Here is a 14,449-nt window from a genome sequence, read left to right as displayed (position 1 = left end):
TCTCTTACGCTGTGGCCAGTTGGACCGGCGCGGTGGTTGCATCGTCATGTTCCAGAAAGAACCGGCGCAGCAGGTTCTGGGCCGCCAGCATCCGGTAGTCAGCCGAGGCGCGCCAATCGCTGAGCGGGGCGAAGTCCTGCGCCAAAGCCTGTGCCGCCTGTTCAAAGGTCGCCTCGGACCAGGTCGCGCCGCGCAGGGCCGCCTCGGCCTGCACCGCGCGTTTGGGCGTGGCCGCCATACCGCCAAAGGCGATGCGCGCCTCGGCAATCCGGTCGCCGTCGCGCGTCACGCTGATGCCCGCCGCGACCGAGGAAATATCCTCGTCCCGCCGTTTCGAGATCTTGTAGGCGGCGTCGATCTGCCCCTGCGCGGCCAGCGGCACGCGGATGCTTTCGACAAACTCGCCCGCTGCGCGGTCCTGTTTGCCGTAGTCGATGAAAAACGTCTCCAGCGGCAGCACCCGCTGCGCATCGCCGCGCCGCAGGGTGATGTCCGCCCCCAGCGCGATCAGCACCGGCGGCGTGTCGCCAATGGGCGAGCCGTTGGCGATATTGCCGCCCACGGTGCCCATATTGCGCACCTGCCAGCCCGCGATACGGTCCCAATAGGGGCCCAGATGCGGGAAATGCGCGGAAATCGCGTCCTGACACTCGCTGTAGCTGGCCCCTGCCCCGATCTGCAGCGCGTCACCCTTTACCTGCACCGCCTTCAGCGCATCCAGATGGCCCAGGAAAATCGCAGGCCCAATGGGCCGCAGAAATTTCGTCACCCACAGGCCCACATCGGTGGCCCCGGCGATCAACGTGGCATCGGGATACTCCAGCAGCGCCGCCGCCAGATCGTCCACATCCGCAGGCAGGATCGCCAGATCATCCGCCGGCCCTGTCACCACACGCACCCCGTCGCGCAGCGCCGTCAGTTGCGCGGTTATGCCGGCGCGCTCGGTGTTCAGATGATCGGCAGCGGGGGAGCCATAGCGGCTGACCGCCACGGCGGCGCGGATGATCGGCGCATAGCCGGTGCAGCGGCACAGGTTGCCTTGCAGCGCAGTTTCCACCTGCGTTTCCGTCGGCTCGGGCACCGCCATCCACAGCGCATAAAGCGACATCACGAACCCCGGCGTGCAGAACCCGCACTGGCTGCCGTGATGGTCCACCATCGCCTGTTGCACCGGATGCAGCCGCCCGTCGGGACCGGACAGATGTTCAATGGTGACGACGTGGCAGCCGTCGACCGAGGCCAGAAAGCGGATACAGGCGTTGACCGGCGCATAGCTCAGACCGTCGGCTCCCAACCGTCCGACCAGCACGGTGCAGGCCCCGCAATCGCCCTCGGCGCAGCCCTCCTTGGTGCCGGTCATGCGCCGGTCCAGCCGCAGGAAATCCAGCAGCGTCCGGCTGGCGCCCACGTCGGGGACAGTGACCTCGCGGCCATTCAGAAGAAAGCGGATGTCGTGGCGTTGGGTCATGGGGGTCTCCTCGGGGTCGCCCTGTCTGCTGTTGCGGCAGACGGGATTTGAGGCAGGATACACCAGCGCACTGCATCGAAAAACTGCAGCTTTCGGCAAAGACTTTCAACGAAGTGTTGATAATTATGGCGTGAAACGCGAGTATACCGACAGGGCCACCAGCCAAGGAAACCTGCGCCATGTCCTATATCGAAAGCCTGAAAGTCTTTGTGCGCGTGGTTGAACTGGGCAGCATCACATCGGGTGGGCGCGACCTGCGCCTGACCCCGGCCGTGGCCAGTAAACGTATCAAGGAGTTGGAAAAACATCTGGGCGTGCGCCTGTTCAACCGCACCACGCGGTCGCTGTCGCCCACCGAGGTCGGCCATGTGTTTTATGACGAGGCAAAGTCCGTTCTGGGTGCGTTGGAAACAGCCGAAGCCAAGGTGGCCAATTATTCGGCCCAGCCGCGTGGCACCATCCAGATCACTGCACCGCTGGGGGCCGGTCGCCGCCTGATAGCGCCGCTGGTGCCACGATTCGTCGATGCCTTTCCCGACACGCGGGTGCGAATGCGCCTGTCGGATCGCAAGGTGGACATATTGGCAGACGGTCTGGATATCGCGTTTTTCATCGGCACGCCGGGGGATTCAAATATGAAGCTGCGCAAGATTGCCGATTGCGCCCGCGTGCTGTGCGCCGCGCCGCGCTATCTGGCGCAACGGGGCGCACCGCAGCGGCCTGATGAACTGATGGATCACAACTGTCTGCTGCTGCGCTACCCCCGCTCGCCCGAATACTTCTGGACGCTGGACACCGCCCAAGGGCCGCGCAAGCTGGAGGTGGCGGGGAAATACGATGCCGATGACGGGGATGTGCTGACCGATTGGGCGCTGGACGGGCGCGGGATCGTGAACAAGCCACGCTTTGACGTGGCGGGCCATCTGGCGCGCGGCGATCTGGTCGAGGTGCTGCCTGATACACCGCCGGTGCCTACGATCTTTGGGTGTTTGTATCCGCACAAGAAGCTGCAGGACCCGAAGGTGCGGCTGTTCGTCGATTTCGTGGTGAAACACTGCGAGGGGCTGTTGCCTGCTGCTTAGCAGTCGAAAAATTACTCAGAATGACCTCGACACAAAGGGCAGCGCCCGACCGCGGGTGGGCATCGGCACGTCGGTTCATACCACTTTATTTCTGATCTTTGGCGTGAGGGCGATGAGGCACAATACGGTGAGGAAGCGCCCGCCCATGGGGCGGTCGGGCGCTGCCCGGCGGTGCTTTGCACCTTGATTCCGGGCTTTGGTGGGTGGGGCTGGTGTTTGAGGTGCTGCGACGAAGTGCAACTTCGGGTGCTCAGTGACCATGCCACACATGGCCGCGCGCCCTTAATCCCCCGACGCCGCCCGCACCCACGCCACGATCTGGCGGCGGGCGTCATCATCCATCTGCACCGCATTGGGCGGCGGCATCGCGTGGCTTAGCCCCGCCTGCATGTAGATCTGCGGCGCATGGCGCACCACGTCGCTTTGGGTTTCCAGCAGCACGCCCTTGGGGGCCCAAAGCAGCCCCTCCCAAACCGGTTCGCGGGCATGGCACATGGAACAGTTCGAGATCACCGCGTCATAGGCATCATCAAACCCTGACGCCGACGCAAACCGCTGTTCGGTCGCCGTCAGGGGCCGCGCCTCGGCCTCTTCATAGGTGTCGTGCATCGACGCGGTGGACAGCCAGGCGATCAGGATGAACAGGATCACCGTCACACCCCATGTCCAGTGCGGCCCCTTGCCGGTGGCATGCATGGTGTTGAAATAATGCCGGATGGTCACACCTGTCAGGAACACAAGGCTGGTGATGGCCCAGCTGTATTCGGTGGCAAAGGCCAGCGGGTAATGGTTCGACAGCATCAGGAAGACGACCGGCAGGGTCAGATAGTTGTTGTGGGTCGACCGCAGCTTGGCGATCTTGCCGTACTTGGGATCGGGCGTGCGCCCCTCTTTCAGGTCATTCACCACAATGCGCTGGTTGGGCATGATGATGAAAAACACGTTCGCCGTCATGATCGTGGCGGTGAACGCCCCCAGATGCAGCAGCGCCGCGCGGCCGGTGAAAATCTGGTTATAGCCCCAGGACATCACCACAAGGATCACGAACAAGAGCAGCATCAGAAAGGTCGGCGTCTCGCCCAGTTTCGATTTGCACATCAGGTCGTAGAGGATCCAGCCGATGGTCAGCGATCCACCCGAGATCAGGATGCCCTGCCACAACGACAGATCGGCCTTGGTCGGGTCCAGCAGGAACAATTCGCCCCCGACCCAATAGACGATCATCAACAGCGCAGCTCCCGACACCCATGTGATGTAGCTTTGCCATTTGTGCCAGATCAGGTGCTCGGGCATGTTTTCCGGGGCCACCAGATATTTCTGGATGTGGTAAAACCCGCCGCCATGCACCTGCCATTCCTCGCCATGCGCACCCACCGGCATATTGGGCGCTTTCTTCAGCCCCAGATCAAGGGCAATGAAAAAGAACGACGCGCCGATCCACGCCATTGCAGTGATGACGTGCAACCAACGGACCGCAAAAGCGGCCCAGTCCCACAAGACAGCCAGATCATACATGGCACTTCTCCCTAGATTCGAATGTCACACCACTCTAGGCGCGGGTTCATTACTCTGCTATCGTTGCAAAATACCAAGCAGCATCAAAAAAATCAGAACAATGTCCTATCTTGATAATATCCGTACCTTCGTGCGTGTCTATGAATTGGGCAGTATGTCTGCCGCCGGGCGCGATTTGCGTATTTCTCCGGCAGTGACATCATCGCGTATTTCGCAGCTTGAGGATCACCTGAGCGTGCGCCTGTTCCAGCGCACCACCCGCAGCCTGACCCCGACCGAGCAGGGCAAGGCGTTTTACAGCGGTGCCTGCGAGATACTGGAATCGGTGGACAGCGCCGAGGCGCAGGTGGTGTCGATCACCGACAACCCCAAGGGCGCGCTGTTCGTGGCCGCCCCTTTGGGTGTGGGCCGGCGGCTGATCGCGCCGCAGGTGCCTGCCTTTCTGAAAGCCTATCCCGAAGTCTCGGTGCGCCTGCGCCTGACCGACCGCAAGGTCGACCTGACCACCGAAGGGCTGGATCTGGCGTTTTTTCTGGGTCAACCCGAGGACAGCACCCTGCGAATGCGCAAGATTGCCGATGTCGAACGGGTGCTGTGCGCCGCACCCGACTATATCGCCGCGCGCGGCGATCCGCTGTCGGGCGACGCACTGGTGGCCGACCGCCACGAATGTCTGAACCTGCGCTTTCCCGGTGCGCCGGAATTTCAGTGGCGGCTGATGACAGCCGAGGGGCCGAAACGCTTTGCGGTCACGGGGCGCTATGAATCCGACGACGGCGATGTGCTGACCGACTGGGCGCTGGCGGGACAGGGGATCGTGCTGAAACCGATTTTTGAAGTGGTCGAGCATTTGCGCGCAGGCCGGCTGGTGCCCGTGGCCACAGCCACTCCGCCCGAGCCGATCCAGATGGCGTGCCTGTTCACCCACCGCAAACGTCAGGACCCCAAGACCCGCCTGTTCATGGATTTTGTGATTGAACGCATCAGCAAAGCGGTGCGCGACAGCGAGATGCTTTGAAAACACTTTTTGAAAAGACGTGATACACAGTCCATCACTTAACCCGTTGAAATATATTATTTCAGGCAGCGTTTCAGGTTTTTCGAAAGTGCTATTTCTGCGCGCTGGTTGCCACTGACGGCGTCAAGACAGGGCCACGGCAACCTTGCCACAAAGGGCAACGCCAGACGGGGCCAGGCACCCTGTGTCCGGGTTTGGCTGGTATCAGCCTTCCACAATCTTGTAAGCCGCCTCGAACCAATGTTCCTCAAGGTTCGCGCCGTCGCCGATCCGGTCGACCACGGCAAACAGGCCCGGCGCATGGATCGGGGTCAGCACCCCGTGCCATGTGCCACGGTGGAAATTGATCCCTTGCCCCGCCGCCGTCAGAAACGCGCGCGGTGTGCCGGGGGTGCCGCCCGCGTCCGGGGCCACCACCACCACAAAGGGGTGCTGGCTCATCGGCAGGAAGGCTTGCGAGCCTTCGGGGTGGCGTTCGACCAGATCCAGTGTGATCGGAAACCGACGCGGTTCGGCGTTGAACAGGCTGATGCCCGCACGCCCGTCACCGAAATCCAGCGTCGCGCGGTCGTGGTGGCGGCCGCACAGCCCCTGATTGATGATCTTGTCGGGCGCACCCGACACGTCCAGCACATCCCCGAACGGGGCAAAGTCCGCCGCCGTCAGCGGTTCCAGCGTCAGTGTCCTGCTCATGTGGCAAACTTCTCGATCAGGCGCAGCTCCGCGATCCGCTCGACCTGTGCGCAGGCTTCGGCAAATTCTGTGTCACGGTCGTTGTCGATGCGACGGGCAAAGGCCTCCATGATCGACGCCTTGGTGTTGTCGCGCACGGCGATGATGAAAGGAAAGCCGAACTTGGCGGTATAGGCATCGTTCAGCGCAGTGAAGTTTCTGCGCTCATCATCGGTCAGCGCGTCCAGCCCGACCGAGGCCTGCTCGGCTGTCGACTCGGCTGTCAGCCGCTTGGCCGCCGCCAGCTTGCCGGCCAGATCGGGGTGAGCGGTCAATACCTCCAGCCGCTGCTGTTCGCTGGCCGAGCGGAAGACCCGCGCCAGCGCATTATGCACGCCCTGCGCGGTGTCATGGGTGCGCCCCAGCTCCAATCCGTGCGCGGCCTTTGCGATCCAGGGGCTGTGTTCAAAGATGCCGCCAAATTCCTGTACAAACCGTGCCTGATCCATCTCCGACGGGCGTTCGAAGGCAACGGGAGGATGTTCACGCGCCCAATGTTCGGCAATGTCCAGACGGCTGGCAAACCAGACATCGGCATGCGACCGCATATAGTCAATCGCGCGTTTCAGCGCCGCCGCACGGCCGGGCCGGCCAACCAGACGGCAATGCAATCCGATCGACAACATCTTGGGCGCGCCTTCCTGTCCCTCGGCATAGAGCACGTCAAAGCTGTCTTTCAGATAGCTTTCGAACTGCGCGCCGGTGGTAAAGCCCGCCTGGATGGCAAAGCGCATATCGTTGCAATCCATCGTATAGGGCACAACCAGCTGGTCGCGTCCGGCGAAGCGTTCCCAATAGGGCAGGTCGTCGGAATAGCTGTCGGCGAGATAGGCAAACTGCCCCGTTTCGGCGGCCAGACGGTTGGTGTTCATCGAGCAACGCCCCGTGTACCAGCCGCGCGGCGGCGTGCCGACAACTTCGGTGTGCAGGCGGATCGACTCGGCAATCGCCGCGCGCTCTTCCTCCTCGGGCATGTCCTTGTGTTCCACCCATTTCAACCCGTGGCTGGCAATTTCCCAGCCTGCGTCTTTCATCGCCTTTACCTGTTCGGGGGCGCGGGCCAATGCGGTGGCAACACCGTAGACCGTGACCGGCAGGTCGCTCAGCATCCGGTGCACCCGCCAGAATCCGGCCCGTGCGCCGTATTCATAGATGGTTTCCATGTTCCAGTGCCGCTGCCCCGCCCAGGGCTGCGCGCCGGTGATCTCGGACAGGAACGCCTCGGACGCCGCATCGCCATGCAACACGTTATTCTCGCCGCCTTCTTCATAGTTCAGCACGATCTGCACGGCGATCTTGGCCCCGTTGGGCCAGTTGGCAGCAGGCGGCGTGGCGCCATGGCCGGTCATGTCACGGGGATATCGGGTCATGGCGGTACTCCTTTGGTGCGTTTTACTCTGCTATAATGCAGAACAATCCAGTATACTTTCAAAAAATACCATAAGCAGCCTCTTGCTCGCGGCGCTTTGCCGCCCGTGCGGTCCTGCGCCTATAAACAGGCCGACCCAACCGGAGAGAATGCGATGAGCGGATATTTGACAACACATGTGCTGGACACGGCACGCGGCTGCCCGGCGGCGGGGCTGCGCATTGATCTGTTTCGCGTTCAGGGCGCGGTCCGCACCCATCTGAAAACGCTTGAGACAAACGCGGACGGGCGCACAGATGAACAGATATTACCCGCTGAACAGTTCGCATCCGGCACTTACGAGCTGGTGTTTCACGCTGGCGATTATCTGGATGCCTGCGGCACCCCGCCGGAAACGCCGCGCTTTCTGGACGTGATCCCCCTGCGGTTCGGGATGTCGCAGGCGATGCATTATCATGTGCCGCTGCTGCTGTCGCCGTTCGGGTATTCGACCTATCGGGGAAGCTGACGGTCGCCGGGCGCTTCTGCGCTGTATCGCGATTCTGGGAACGCACGCCAAAGGCGCGCATACAGCACGACATACAAAGGCGCACCAAACATGACTGGCCCCCGCTTGGCGTGACGGCGGGCCCTTCCCTATGTGGACGGGTCACGCTCCGCCACGGCCCGCCTACCCGCGCCCCAGCATGTTCACCGCCTGCACCAGCGCGGGGCGCATGGTGCGTACAAAGTCCGCTTCGGACCAGTCCGACAGCATCGCCGTGATCGTCACCGCGCCAATCGCCTTGCCCTGCGGGTTGGTGATGGCCGCACCGATGGCAATCTCGCCGGGCATCAATTGTTCGATGGCCACCGCATAGCCCTGCTGCTTCAGCTTCCGGGTTTTCTCGATAATGGCATCGGGGTCGATCAGCGTGTGTTCGGTGTATTTCACCCGTTCCGACCGCTCCAGAATGTCGCGCGCGCCTGCCTCGTCCAGTTGCGCCAGCACCGCCCAGCCCGCCGAGGTGCAATAGATCGGCACGCTGTGGCCCAGCATCATGGCATAAAGCGTGTCGCGCTTGGGCTGGAAGCGGGTCGCATAGACCAGCCGCGTGTCGTCGATCAGCGACAGGTCGACCCGTTCGCCCACCGTATCGCGCAGCTGCAACAACACCGGAATGGCGCGCTGGATCAGGCCGTTCAGGCGCATGGTGTCAAAGATGTGGTCATACAGGCGGATGCCCGGCACATAGCCGGTGTCGCGGTCGTCGCGCTGGATATATCCCAGCTTGCGCAGGGTATGAATGATGCGCTGGGTGGTGCTGCGATCCAGCCCTGCGGCCTTGGACATATCGGTCAGGCTGAGCGGGCCTTCGGCGCCGTGGAAGGCCGACAGAACCTGCATGGTGCGCGCGGCGGCACGCACGAACAGCGGGTCGCGTTCCTCGGCATCGGGCGCTTCGGGGGCGGCGGGATAGACACCTTTCCAGGCATGGATCGTCTCTTCGGTCATTCTCAGCCTCTCTTGAATCGCATCCGTGCAGTATAATGGTGCGGGGCCCTGCGGTTCGATATTTTGACGCGATATGCGGCAGGGGTCTGAAAATTACCAGCTTTCCCCGACAAAGCCTTGTTGTTTTAATATGGATATGTCAACAATTGATACAGTTGCATCATTAATCTGCATTTCCGCCGACCCGGACATGCCCGCGCCAGGACACCACGATGACCCACACGCCTTTGCACGCGCTGACCGCGACCCAGTTGATTGCGCTGTACTCATCCGGCGAAGCGTCGCCCGTGGATGCCGCCCGCGCGGTCATCGCGCAGATCGAACGCCGCGAGCCCGAGCTGAAAGCCACCTATGCCTATGACCCGAAAGAGGCGCTGCGCATGGCCGAAGCGTCGCAGGTGCGCTGGCGCAAAGGGGAACAGATCACGCAGGACGGGGTCACGATTGACGGCATCCCCACCACCATCAAGGAAAACATCGCCACCAAGGGCGTGCCGGTGCCCTTTGGCACAGCTGCCACGCCGCTGGTGGCCGCCGCCCGGGACGCACCCCCCGCTGCCCGCCTGCGCGAGGCCGGCGCGGTTATTCTGGGCAAGACGACGATGCCGGAATTCGGCGCGATGTCGTCGGGCCTGTCCAGCATCCACCCGCTGACACGCAACCCGTGGAACCTGAAAATGAACCCCGGCGGGTCCAGCGCCGGGGCAGGCGCGGCGGGGGCTGCGGGCTATGGTCCCTTTCACATCGGCACTGACATCGGCGGATCGGTCCGTTTTCCCGCGGGGTGGAACGGGTTGGTCGGGCTGAAACCCAGCCTTGGCCGCGTGCCCATCGACCCGCCGTTCATGGGCCGCTGTGCCGGCCCGATGACCCGCACGGTTGCGGATGCCGCGCTGATGATGGCCGTGGTATCGCGCCCCGACCCCGACAAACGCGACTGGATGAACCTGCCGCCTGCGGACTTTGACTGGACCAATCTGGACATGGACCTGACCGGCGTCAAAATCGGCCTGCAACTGGATGCCGGTTGCGGCATGGCGATAGACCCGCAGGTGATCCCGCCGGTGCTGGAAGCCGCCAAAGCCTTTGAAGCGGCGGGGGCCATTGTCGAGCCGGTCGCGCCGTGGATGACCGACGAGATCCTGCAAGGGCTGAACCGGTTCTGGAGCATCCGCGCGGCCAAGGACATTGCCGACCTGCCGCCGGGCCACCGCGAAAAGATCCTGCCGATCTTTCTGGAATGGGTCGATCCGGTGCCGGGCTTTACCGCCCTTGAAGGGTACCGCGCATTTCAGGCGACAGTGGACATTCGCAAGCTGACCGTGGCCGCGACCAAGGCCTATGATTTCATGCTGTCGCCGCTGTCGGCCAACACCAGCTTTCCCGCCGAATGGGGCTATGCCAACAACGACGTGACCCGCGCCCATGACCAGATCGGCTTTACCGTGCCCTATAACATGAGCGAACAGCCCGCCGTGTCGCTGTGCTGTGGCTACGATTCAAACGGGGTGCCGATGGCGCTGCAAATCGCGGGGCAACGGTTTGACGATCTGGGCGTGCTGCGCATGGCGCGGGCCTATGAACAGATGCGCCCCGCCATGCGCCCCTGGCCGATGTAGGCGGCGCGGGGGTTGCACCGCCTCAGCGTCCGGTTTTGGCGCGCCAGGCGTCGAACTTCTTTTGGTTCTCGTCGCGGGTGCAGGGGTACAGCCCGATGATCGGCGCACCGGCCAGCACCTGTTCCAGCACAAAATCCTCAAAGGCTTCCATGCCCGAGCACACCTCGGCAATCTCGTCGGCCAGATGCGCAGGGATCACCATGACCCCGTCGCCATCGCCCACGATCACGTCACCGGGGAACACCGCAACGCCGCCGCAGCCGATGGGCACGTTGATGTCCAGCGCCTCGTGTTTGGTCAGATTGGTCGGGGCCGAGGGGCGCGCGTAAAAGGCCGGCATGTCCAGCGCCCCAATGCCCGCCGCATCGCGCAGCCCGCCGTCGGTGACAACTCCGGCGCAGCCGCGCACCGCCATGCGGGTCATCAAAATCGAACCGGCCGTGGCCGCACTGGCATCCTGACGCGCATCCATCACCAGAACATGCCCCGCCGGACAGGTTTCCACGGCGACACGCTGCGGGTGGTCTTCGTTGCGGAACACCTCCAGCGCGTTGCGATCTTCGCGCGCAGGAATATAGCGCAGGGTAAAGGCCTGCCCGACCATCCGCTCGGTCTTGGGTGACACCGGAGATACGCCCTGAATGAACTGGTTGCGCAGGCCGCGCTTGTAAAGCTGCGTGGCAATTGACGCGGTCCCGATGCGCTTGAGCTTGGCCCTGGTTACGTCGGAAAGAACATAGTCGCTCATGGAGCACTCCCTGAAATCTGTCGGAGTCGCCTGTTGGACGACGCGGGGTGGTTGCCAGCAAAGACGGCGTTTGGCGCCGATCGGGGCGAAGGGGGTGCCGCACCTTCAAACTAATATATCAATTTGCGTCTGGCAAGTACGTTGTCGAGCGGAGCGCTGTGCACATTCCTGCAAGATGTCGCCACGTTTCTTTCCGGGCGGAAAAGGCGGGCGCCAATCCTGTCCGGGCAACGCGATCTCGTCCTGCCGGTCAGATGCCCTGTGGGCGAGTTTCAAGAACCTGGATGTGACCCGTGTCTTTGTCGTTCCGCTGCTGGTCATCCCGGCATATTTACCCGTTGAGGAAACGATGTGCCATCTGTTGAAACCAAAGCTCACAACCTGCCATCGCATGGAAAAGTATCCACCCTGTCACCATATACGCAGACTCCGCCACCGCTGACTGCTCCGGGGCCTCCGAAACCCGACCCGACACATCGAACAAAACCGGGCTCGATTGGCCCCGCGTTAATGGTAAAAGTTCCGGAATTGCTTTCTTTCCAGAAAACATCCGGTTCGGCCTGAATTTTCTTCATAGTTCACGACATAGAAATTCGTCACCGATATTGTCTCTCCGGCAAAGAGGGTCTGAGGCAAGAAGAGCAGGACGGCCTACAGCAGGGATCGCAACATATCGTAGCCTCCATAATCCCCACAGCAGGGATTTTTCGACGCTAACCCGGTTCAAACATCATTGATACATTTAGAGGCCCGACACCGGAGGTTGCGATCCACACGGACGATGCGCGAGCCGCCCCATGATGACCATGGGTGACGGCCGTTGCGTGACCACCTGTCATATGTCGGAGCAATCACCGACCTCACACGACAGGGCAAACATATTCCAGCAGCCGACTGGGTCAATCTTGCCATTCTTTCAAAAGGGTCTGCGCGACGGCACCCGCCATGGCGCGGTTTCCATGGGCACCGGGGTGCAGGTGGTCACCGCTGTCATGCACCGGATTCAGCCGAATATCGTCATCAGGTGCGCTCAGCACCCGGTCAAAGTCGACCAGCCCGTCGTAAAAATCCGCGCCGCGCAGCCAGTCGTTCAGCGCGCGGCGCAGCCTGTCTTTCCCTGCGCTCCAATAGGTTGCTTCCAACGGCGTATCGGGCAGCGCGCCTGCGAAAGGTGGCACCGTGCCGACAATCAGGCGCATACCCTGCGCATGGGTCAGGGCTGCCACCTGCATCAGCCCCGCCTGAAGACGCTCCAACGTCATCGCTGCCTCATCCGGCGCAAACGGCGTGCCCGGCCAGGCGATGTCATTGGTGCCGATCAGCAAAACCAGCGCATCCGCCCCCGGCACGGCCAGCGCATCCCGGGACAGGCGGGCCAGCACGCTGCGGCCCATGCCATCGCTCAGCAGACGGCCGCCAGAGATACCGGCATTGACCACAGCAATCCCCTGTGTCGCCAGCGCACCGGCAAGGAAATCGGGCCAGCGCGCCATCGCATCCATCGGCGCGCCGTTGCCGTCGGTGATCGAGTCGCCTATGGCAATCACCACCATCCGCGCGGGGCTGTCTGACAGAACCATGCTCAGGGTCAGGCGGGCCGGGATCTCTTGCAAGATGTCGGGGCGCGGGCTGTCGGCATCGACCAGATAGCTGGTTTCGCGTGCATCCCAGTGAAAATCTTCGGCGATGGCCCCTGCCCCATAGGTCAGCGTTGCGGCGATACGCTCACCCGACGCGGCAGCAAAGGCGACGGGGTCAGAGACCACCTGCGCACCCGGCGCAATCACCGTATCAGTGCGCCCTCCGAACAGAACCGTTTGGGTGCCTTCGACACCCGCATCCCCTGCACTGCGGGCCAGCGTCACCGCCGTGATCGGCAACGGTTGCGTGCCGTGAACGTTCGACAGCACCAGCCGCAGGTGGTCCGCGACAAAGCCCAGCGTCAGCGGCTGCCGGATTGTTACGCCACCGATCTGCGCGGGCAAACCGGTGTCGAACAGGGTGGTGTCTTGCCAAACCGGCTGTGGGCTGGCGGCCCAGGCCGGTGTCCAGCTTTCGGCCAGCACCGGTGCGGCGATGGTCATGGCCACCAAAGTGGCCGTGGTGAAAATGGTCTGTTTCATGTCGCTTCCTTTCGGGGAAATAATGCCAGGGCCAATGCGGCCAGCGGCAAAAGTGCGGCAAGCGGGGCAAGACTGGTCAGGCCAAGCCCGGCAGACAGCACCAGCCCGCCCAGCCACGCGCCAATGGCATTGCCCAGATTGAAGGCCGAAATGTTCAGCGTTGATCCCAGCGTTTCCGCCCCTTGGGGCGTCTGGCCCATCATGCGGGCCTGAAGCGGGGCAAGCGTGGCAAAGGCCAACATCCCCAACAGCAACATCGCGGGCGCCGCCAGCACAGGCACCGCAAGCCCAAGGCGCAAGCCCAGCAGCCCGGCGGCCAGCCCTGCAAGCACGATCGGCACAGCGGGGCCGGGCCAACGATCGGCCAGCCGGCCGCCCAGCAGATTGCCACCGACAATGCCAAGGCCAAACAGCAGCAGATACAGCGCTACACGCCCCTCGGGCACGCCCGCAACACCGGTCAGCAGCGGCGTGATATAGGTGAACACCATGAAAACGCCCGCATATCCAAAGGCTGTCATCGCCAGCGCCCGCAGCGGCGCCGGCCGGACAAACAGCGCCAGCTGGCGCAATTTCAGCGGCGCGCCGGCAGCGGTGTGCGGCACGAAACAGGCAATGGCGACAAAGGCCAGCGCGCCAATCCCCGCAACCGCCCAAAAGGTCGCGCGCCAGCCGAAAATCTGCCCCAGCCATGTGCCAAACGGCAAGCCCAGCACCGTGGCCAGCGTTAACCCGGTAAACACTAAGGCGATGGCCGAGGCTTTGCGATGCGGCGGAACAATGGCCTGCGCCACGACCGATCCGGTGCCGAAAAAGGTGCCGTGGGCAAAGCCGGTTGTCACCCGCGCCGCCAGTACCAGCCCGAAACCGGGCGAGACCGCGCACATAAGATTTCCGGCGGTAAAGATCGCCATCAGCAGCACCAGAACGGTGCGCTGCGGCAGGCGGCTGGCGGCAATCGCCAAAATCGGGCCACCAAAGGTGACGCCAAGCGCATAGCCGGTGATAAGCAGCCCCGCCTGGGGCAGGCTGACACCCAGATCCTGCGCGACCTGCGGCAACAGCCCCATGATAACAAATTCGGTCAACCCGATGCCAAAGGCACCAACGCCAAGGGCGACAAGCGGGGCCACGCGGGTGCGCGGCGGTGAAACTATGTGGTCTGACAGACTGGCCATCCGGGCATCTCCTTGTTGATGTCCGCGACTATGGCCGTTTCCCGATTGTGAAATAATCGGCCTGCGGATAACAATACTTGTGAATTCAATTCACAAAGCAGG

General features: G+C 62.8%; 12 protein-coding genes. 4 read left to right on the top strand and 8 right to left on the bottom strand.

What is annotated here, in order from left to right; all coding sequences use genetic code 11:
• Positions 1–4: 4 nt before the first annotated feature.
• Positions 5–1,468 carry a xanthine dehydrogenase small subunit gene (xdhA, locus tag DSM107133_RS18685; protein ID WP_114294725.1) on the bottom strand — a complete coding sequence of 488 codons (1,464 nt, stop codon included), beginning with the start codon at positions 1,466–1,468 and terminating at the stop codon, positions 5–7.
• A 179-nt stretch (positions 1,469–1,647) separates the two neighbouring features.
• Between xdhA and DSM107133_RS18680 the strand changes: the two genes are divergently transcribed.
• Complete coding sequence (locus tag DSM107133_RS18680; protein WP_114294724.1) at positions 1,648–2,550, top strand: LysR family transcriptional regulator; 903 nt, start codon at positions 1,648–1,650, stop codon at positions 2,548–2,550.
• 282 nt (positions 2,551–2,832) lie between these two features.
• Here DSM107133_RS18680 and DSM107133_RS18675 read toward each other — a convergent pair whose 3' ends face one another.
• Positions 2,833–4,065, bottom strand: coding sequence for a urate hydroxylase PuuD (locus tag DSM107133_RS18675; protein ID WP_114294723.1), 1,233 nt, complete (start codon positions 4,063–4,065; stop codon positions 2,833–2,835).
• A gap of 100 nt (positions 4,066–4,165) precedes the next feature.
• Between DSM107133_RS18675 and DSM107133_RS18670 the strand changes: the two genes are divergently transcribed.
• A complete protein-coding gene (locus tag DSM107133_RS18670) occupies positions 4,166–5,083 on the top strand; it encodes a LysR family transcriptional regulator (protein WP_114294722.1) in 918 nt (305 codons plus the stop codon).
• Between the two features lie 204 nt (positions 5,084–5,287).
• On the opposite strand, the gene DSM107133_RS18665 is transcribed toward DSM107133_RS18670, so the two are convergent.
• Both DSM107133_RS18665 and puuE read right to left on the bottom strand, forming a co-directional pair.
• On the bottom strand, positions 5,288–5,776 hold the full coding sequence (locus tag DSM107133_RS18665) for an ureidoglycolate lyase (RefSeq protein WP_114294721.1): 489 nt from the start codon (positions 5,774–5,776) through the stop codon (positions 5,288–5,290).
• Positions 5,773–7,185: an allantoinase PuuE gene (gene puuE, locus DSM107133_RS18660; RefSeq protein WP_114294720.1), complete on the bottom strand. Its 1,413-nt coding sequence runs from the start codon at positions 7,183–7,185 to the stop codon at positions 5,773–5,775. The genes DSM107133_RS18665 and puuE overlap by 4 nt, the downstream gene beginning before the upstream one ends.
• A gap of 153 nt (positions 7,186–7,338) precedes the next feature.
• Here puuE and uraH point away from each other — a divergent pair, with 153 nt between their 5' ends.
• The gene (gene uraH, locus DSM107133_RS18655; RefSeq protein WP_114294719.1) at positions 7,339–7,692 is read left to right on the top strand and encodes a hydroxyisourate hydrolase; all 354 of its coding nucleotides are present in this window, start codon (positions 7,339–7,341) and stop codon (positions 7,690–7,692) included.
• Positions 7,693–7,854: 162 nt separating this feature from the next.
• Here the strand turns inward: uraH and DSM107133_RS18650 are convergent, their stop codons facing one another.
• Entirely contained in the window at positions 7,855–8,679 is an 825-nt protein-coding gene (locus tag DSM107133_RS18650; RefSeq protein ID WP_114294718.1) for an IclR family transcriptional regulator, read from the bottom strand.
• A gap of 212 nt (positions 8,680–8,891) precedes the next feature.
• Between DSM107133_RS18650 and DSM107133_RS18645 the strand changes: the two genes are divergently transcribed.
• Positions 8,892–10,298: an amidase gene (locus DSM107133_RS18645; RefSeq protein ID WP_114294717.1), complete on the top strand. Its 1,407-nt coding sequence runs from the start codon at positions 8,892–8,894 to the stop codon at positions 10,296–10,298.
• Positions 10,299–10,320: 22 nt separating this feature from the next.
• Here the strand turns inward: DSM107133_RS18645 and DSM107133_RS18640 are convergent, their stop codons facing one another.
• The 3 genes from DSM107133_RS18640 to DSM107133_RS18630 all read right to left on the bottom strand — a co-directional run bounded on the left by DSM107133_RS18640 (position 10,321) and on the right by DSM107133_RS18630 (position 14,347).
• Positions 10,321–11,046: a ribonuclease activity regulator RraA gene (locus tag DSM107133_RS18640; RefSeq protein WP_114294716.1), complete on the bottom strand. Its 726-nt coding sequence runs from the start codon at positions 11,044–11,046 to the stop codon at positions 10,321–10,323.
• Positions 11,047–11,945: 899 nt separating this feature from the next.
• Positions 11,946–13,169 (bottom strand): SGNH/GDSL hydrolase family protein, encoded by a 1,224-nt coding sequence (locus DSM107133_RS18635; protein WP_114294715.1) that lies wholly within the window; start codon positions 13,167–13,169, stop codon positions 11,946–11,948.
• Positions 13,166–14,347: an MFS transporter gene (locus DSM107133_RS18630; RefSeq protein WP_114294714.1), complete on the bottom strand. Its 1,182-nt coding sequence runs from the start codon at positions 14,345–14,347 to the stop codon at positions 13,166–13,168. The genes DSM107133_RS18635 and DSM107133_RS18630 overlap by 4 nt, the downstream gene beginning before the upstream one ends.
• Between the last annotated feature and the right edge of the window lie 102 nt (positions 14,348–14,449).

The organism is Pseudosulfitobacter sp. DSM 107133, from assembly GCF_022788695.1.
Taxonomy (GTDB): domain Bacteria; phylum Pseudomonadota; class Alphaproteobacteria; order Rhodobacterales; family Rhodobacteraceae; genus Pseudosulfitobacter.
This window is presented reverse-complemented; position numbering and strand designations above follow the sequence as displayed.

Coding starts and splice junctions, on each gene's coding strand:
- xdhA (WP_114294725.1), bottom strand. CDS start 1,468: ATGACCCAACGCCACGACATCCGCTTTCTTCTGAATGGCCGCGAGGTC.
- DSM107133_RS18680 (WP_114294724.1), top strand. CDS start 1,648: ATGTCCTATATCGAAAGCCTGAAAGTCTTTGTGCGCGTGGTTGAACTG.
- DSM107133_RS18675 (WP_114294723.1), bottom strand. CDS start 4,065: ATGTATGATCTGGCTGTCTTGTGGGACTGGGCCGCTTTTGCGGTCCGT.
- DSM107133_RS18670 (WP_114294722.1), top strand. CDS start 4,166: ATGTCCTATCTTGATAATATCCGTACCTTCGTGCGTGTCTATGAATTG.
- DSM107133_RS18665 (WP_114294721.1), bottom strand. CDS start 5,776: ATGAGCAGGACACTGACGCTGGAACCGCTGACGGCGGCGGACTTTGCC.
- puuE (WP_114294720.1), bottom strand. CDS start 7,185: ATGACCCGATATCCCCGTGACATGACCGGCCATGGCGCCACGCCGCCT.
- uraH (WP_114294719.1), top strand. CDS start 7,339: ATGAGCGGATATTTGACAACACATGTGCTGGACACGGCACGCGGCTGC.
- DSM107133_RS18650 (WP_114294718.1), bottom strand. CDS start 8,679: ATGACCGAAGAGACGATCCATGCCTGGAAAGGTGTCTATCCCGCCGCC.
- DSM107133_RS18645 (WP_114294717.1), top strand. CDS start 8,892: ATGACCCACACGCCTTTGCACGCGCTGACCGCGACCCAGTTGATTGCG.
- DSM107133_RS18640 (WP_114294716.1), bottom strand. CDS start 11,046: ATGAGCGACTATGTTCTTTCCGACGTAACCAGGGCCAAGCTCAAGCGC.
- DSM107133_RS18635 (WP_114294715.1), bottom strand. CDS start 13,169: ATGAAACAGACCATTTTCACCACGGCCACTTTGGTGGCCATGACCATC.
- DSM107133_RS18630 (WP_114294714.1), bottom strand. CDS start 14,347: ATGGCCAGTCTGTCAGACCACATAGTTTCACCGCCGCGCACCCGCGTG.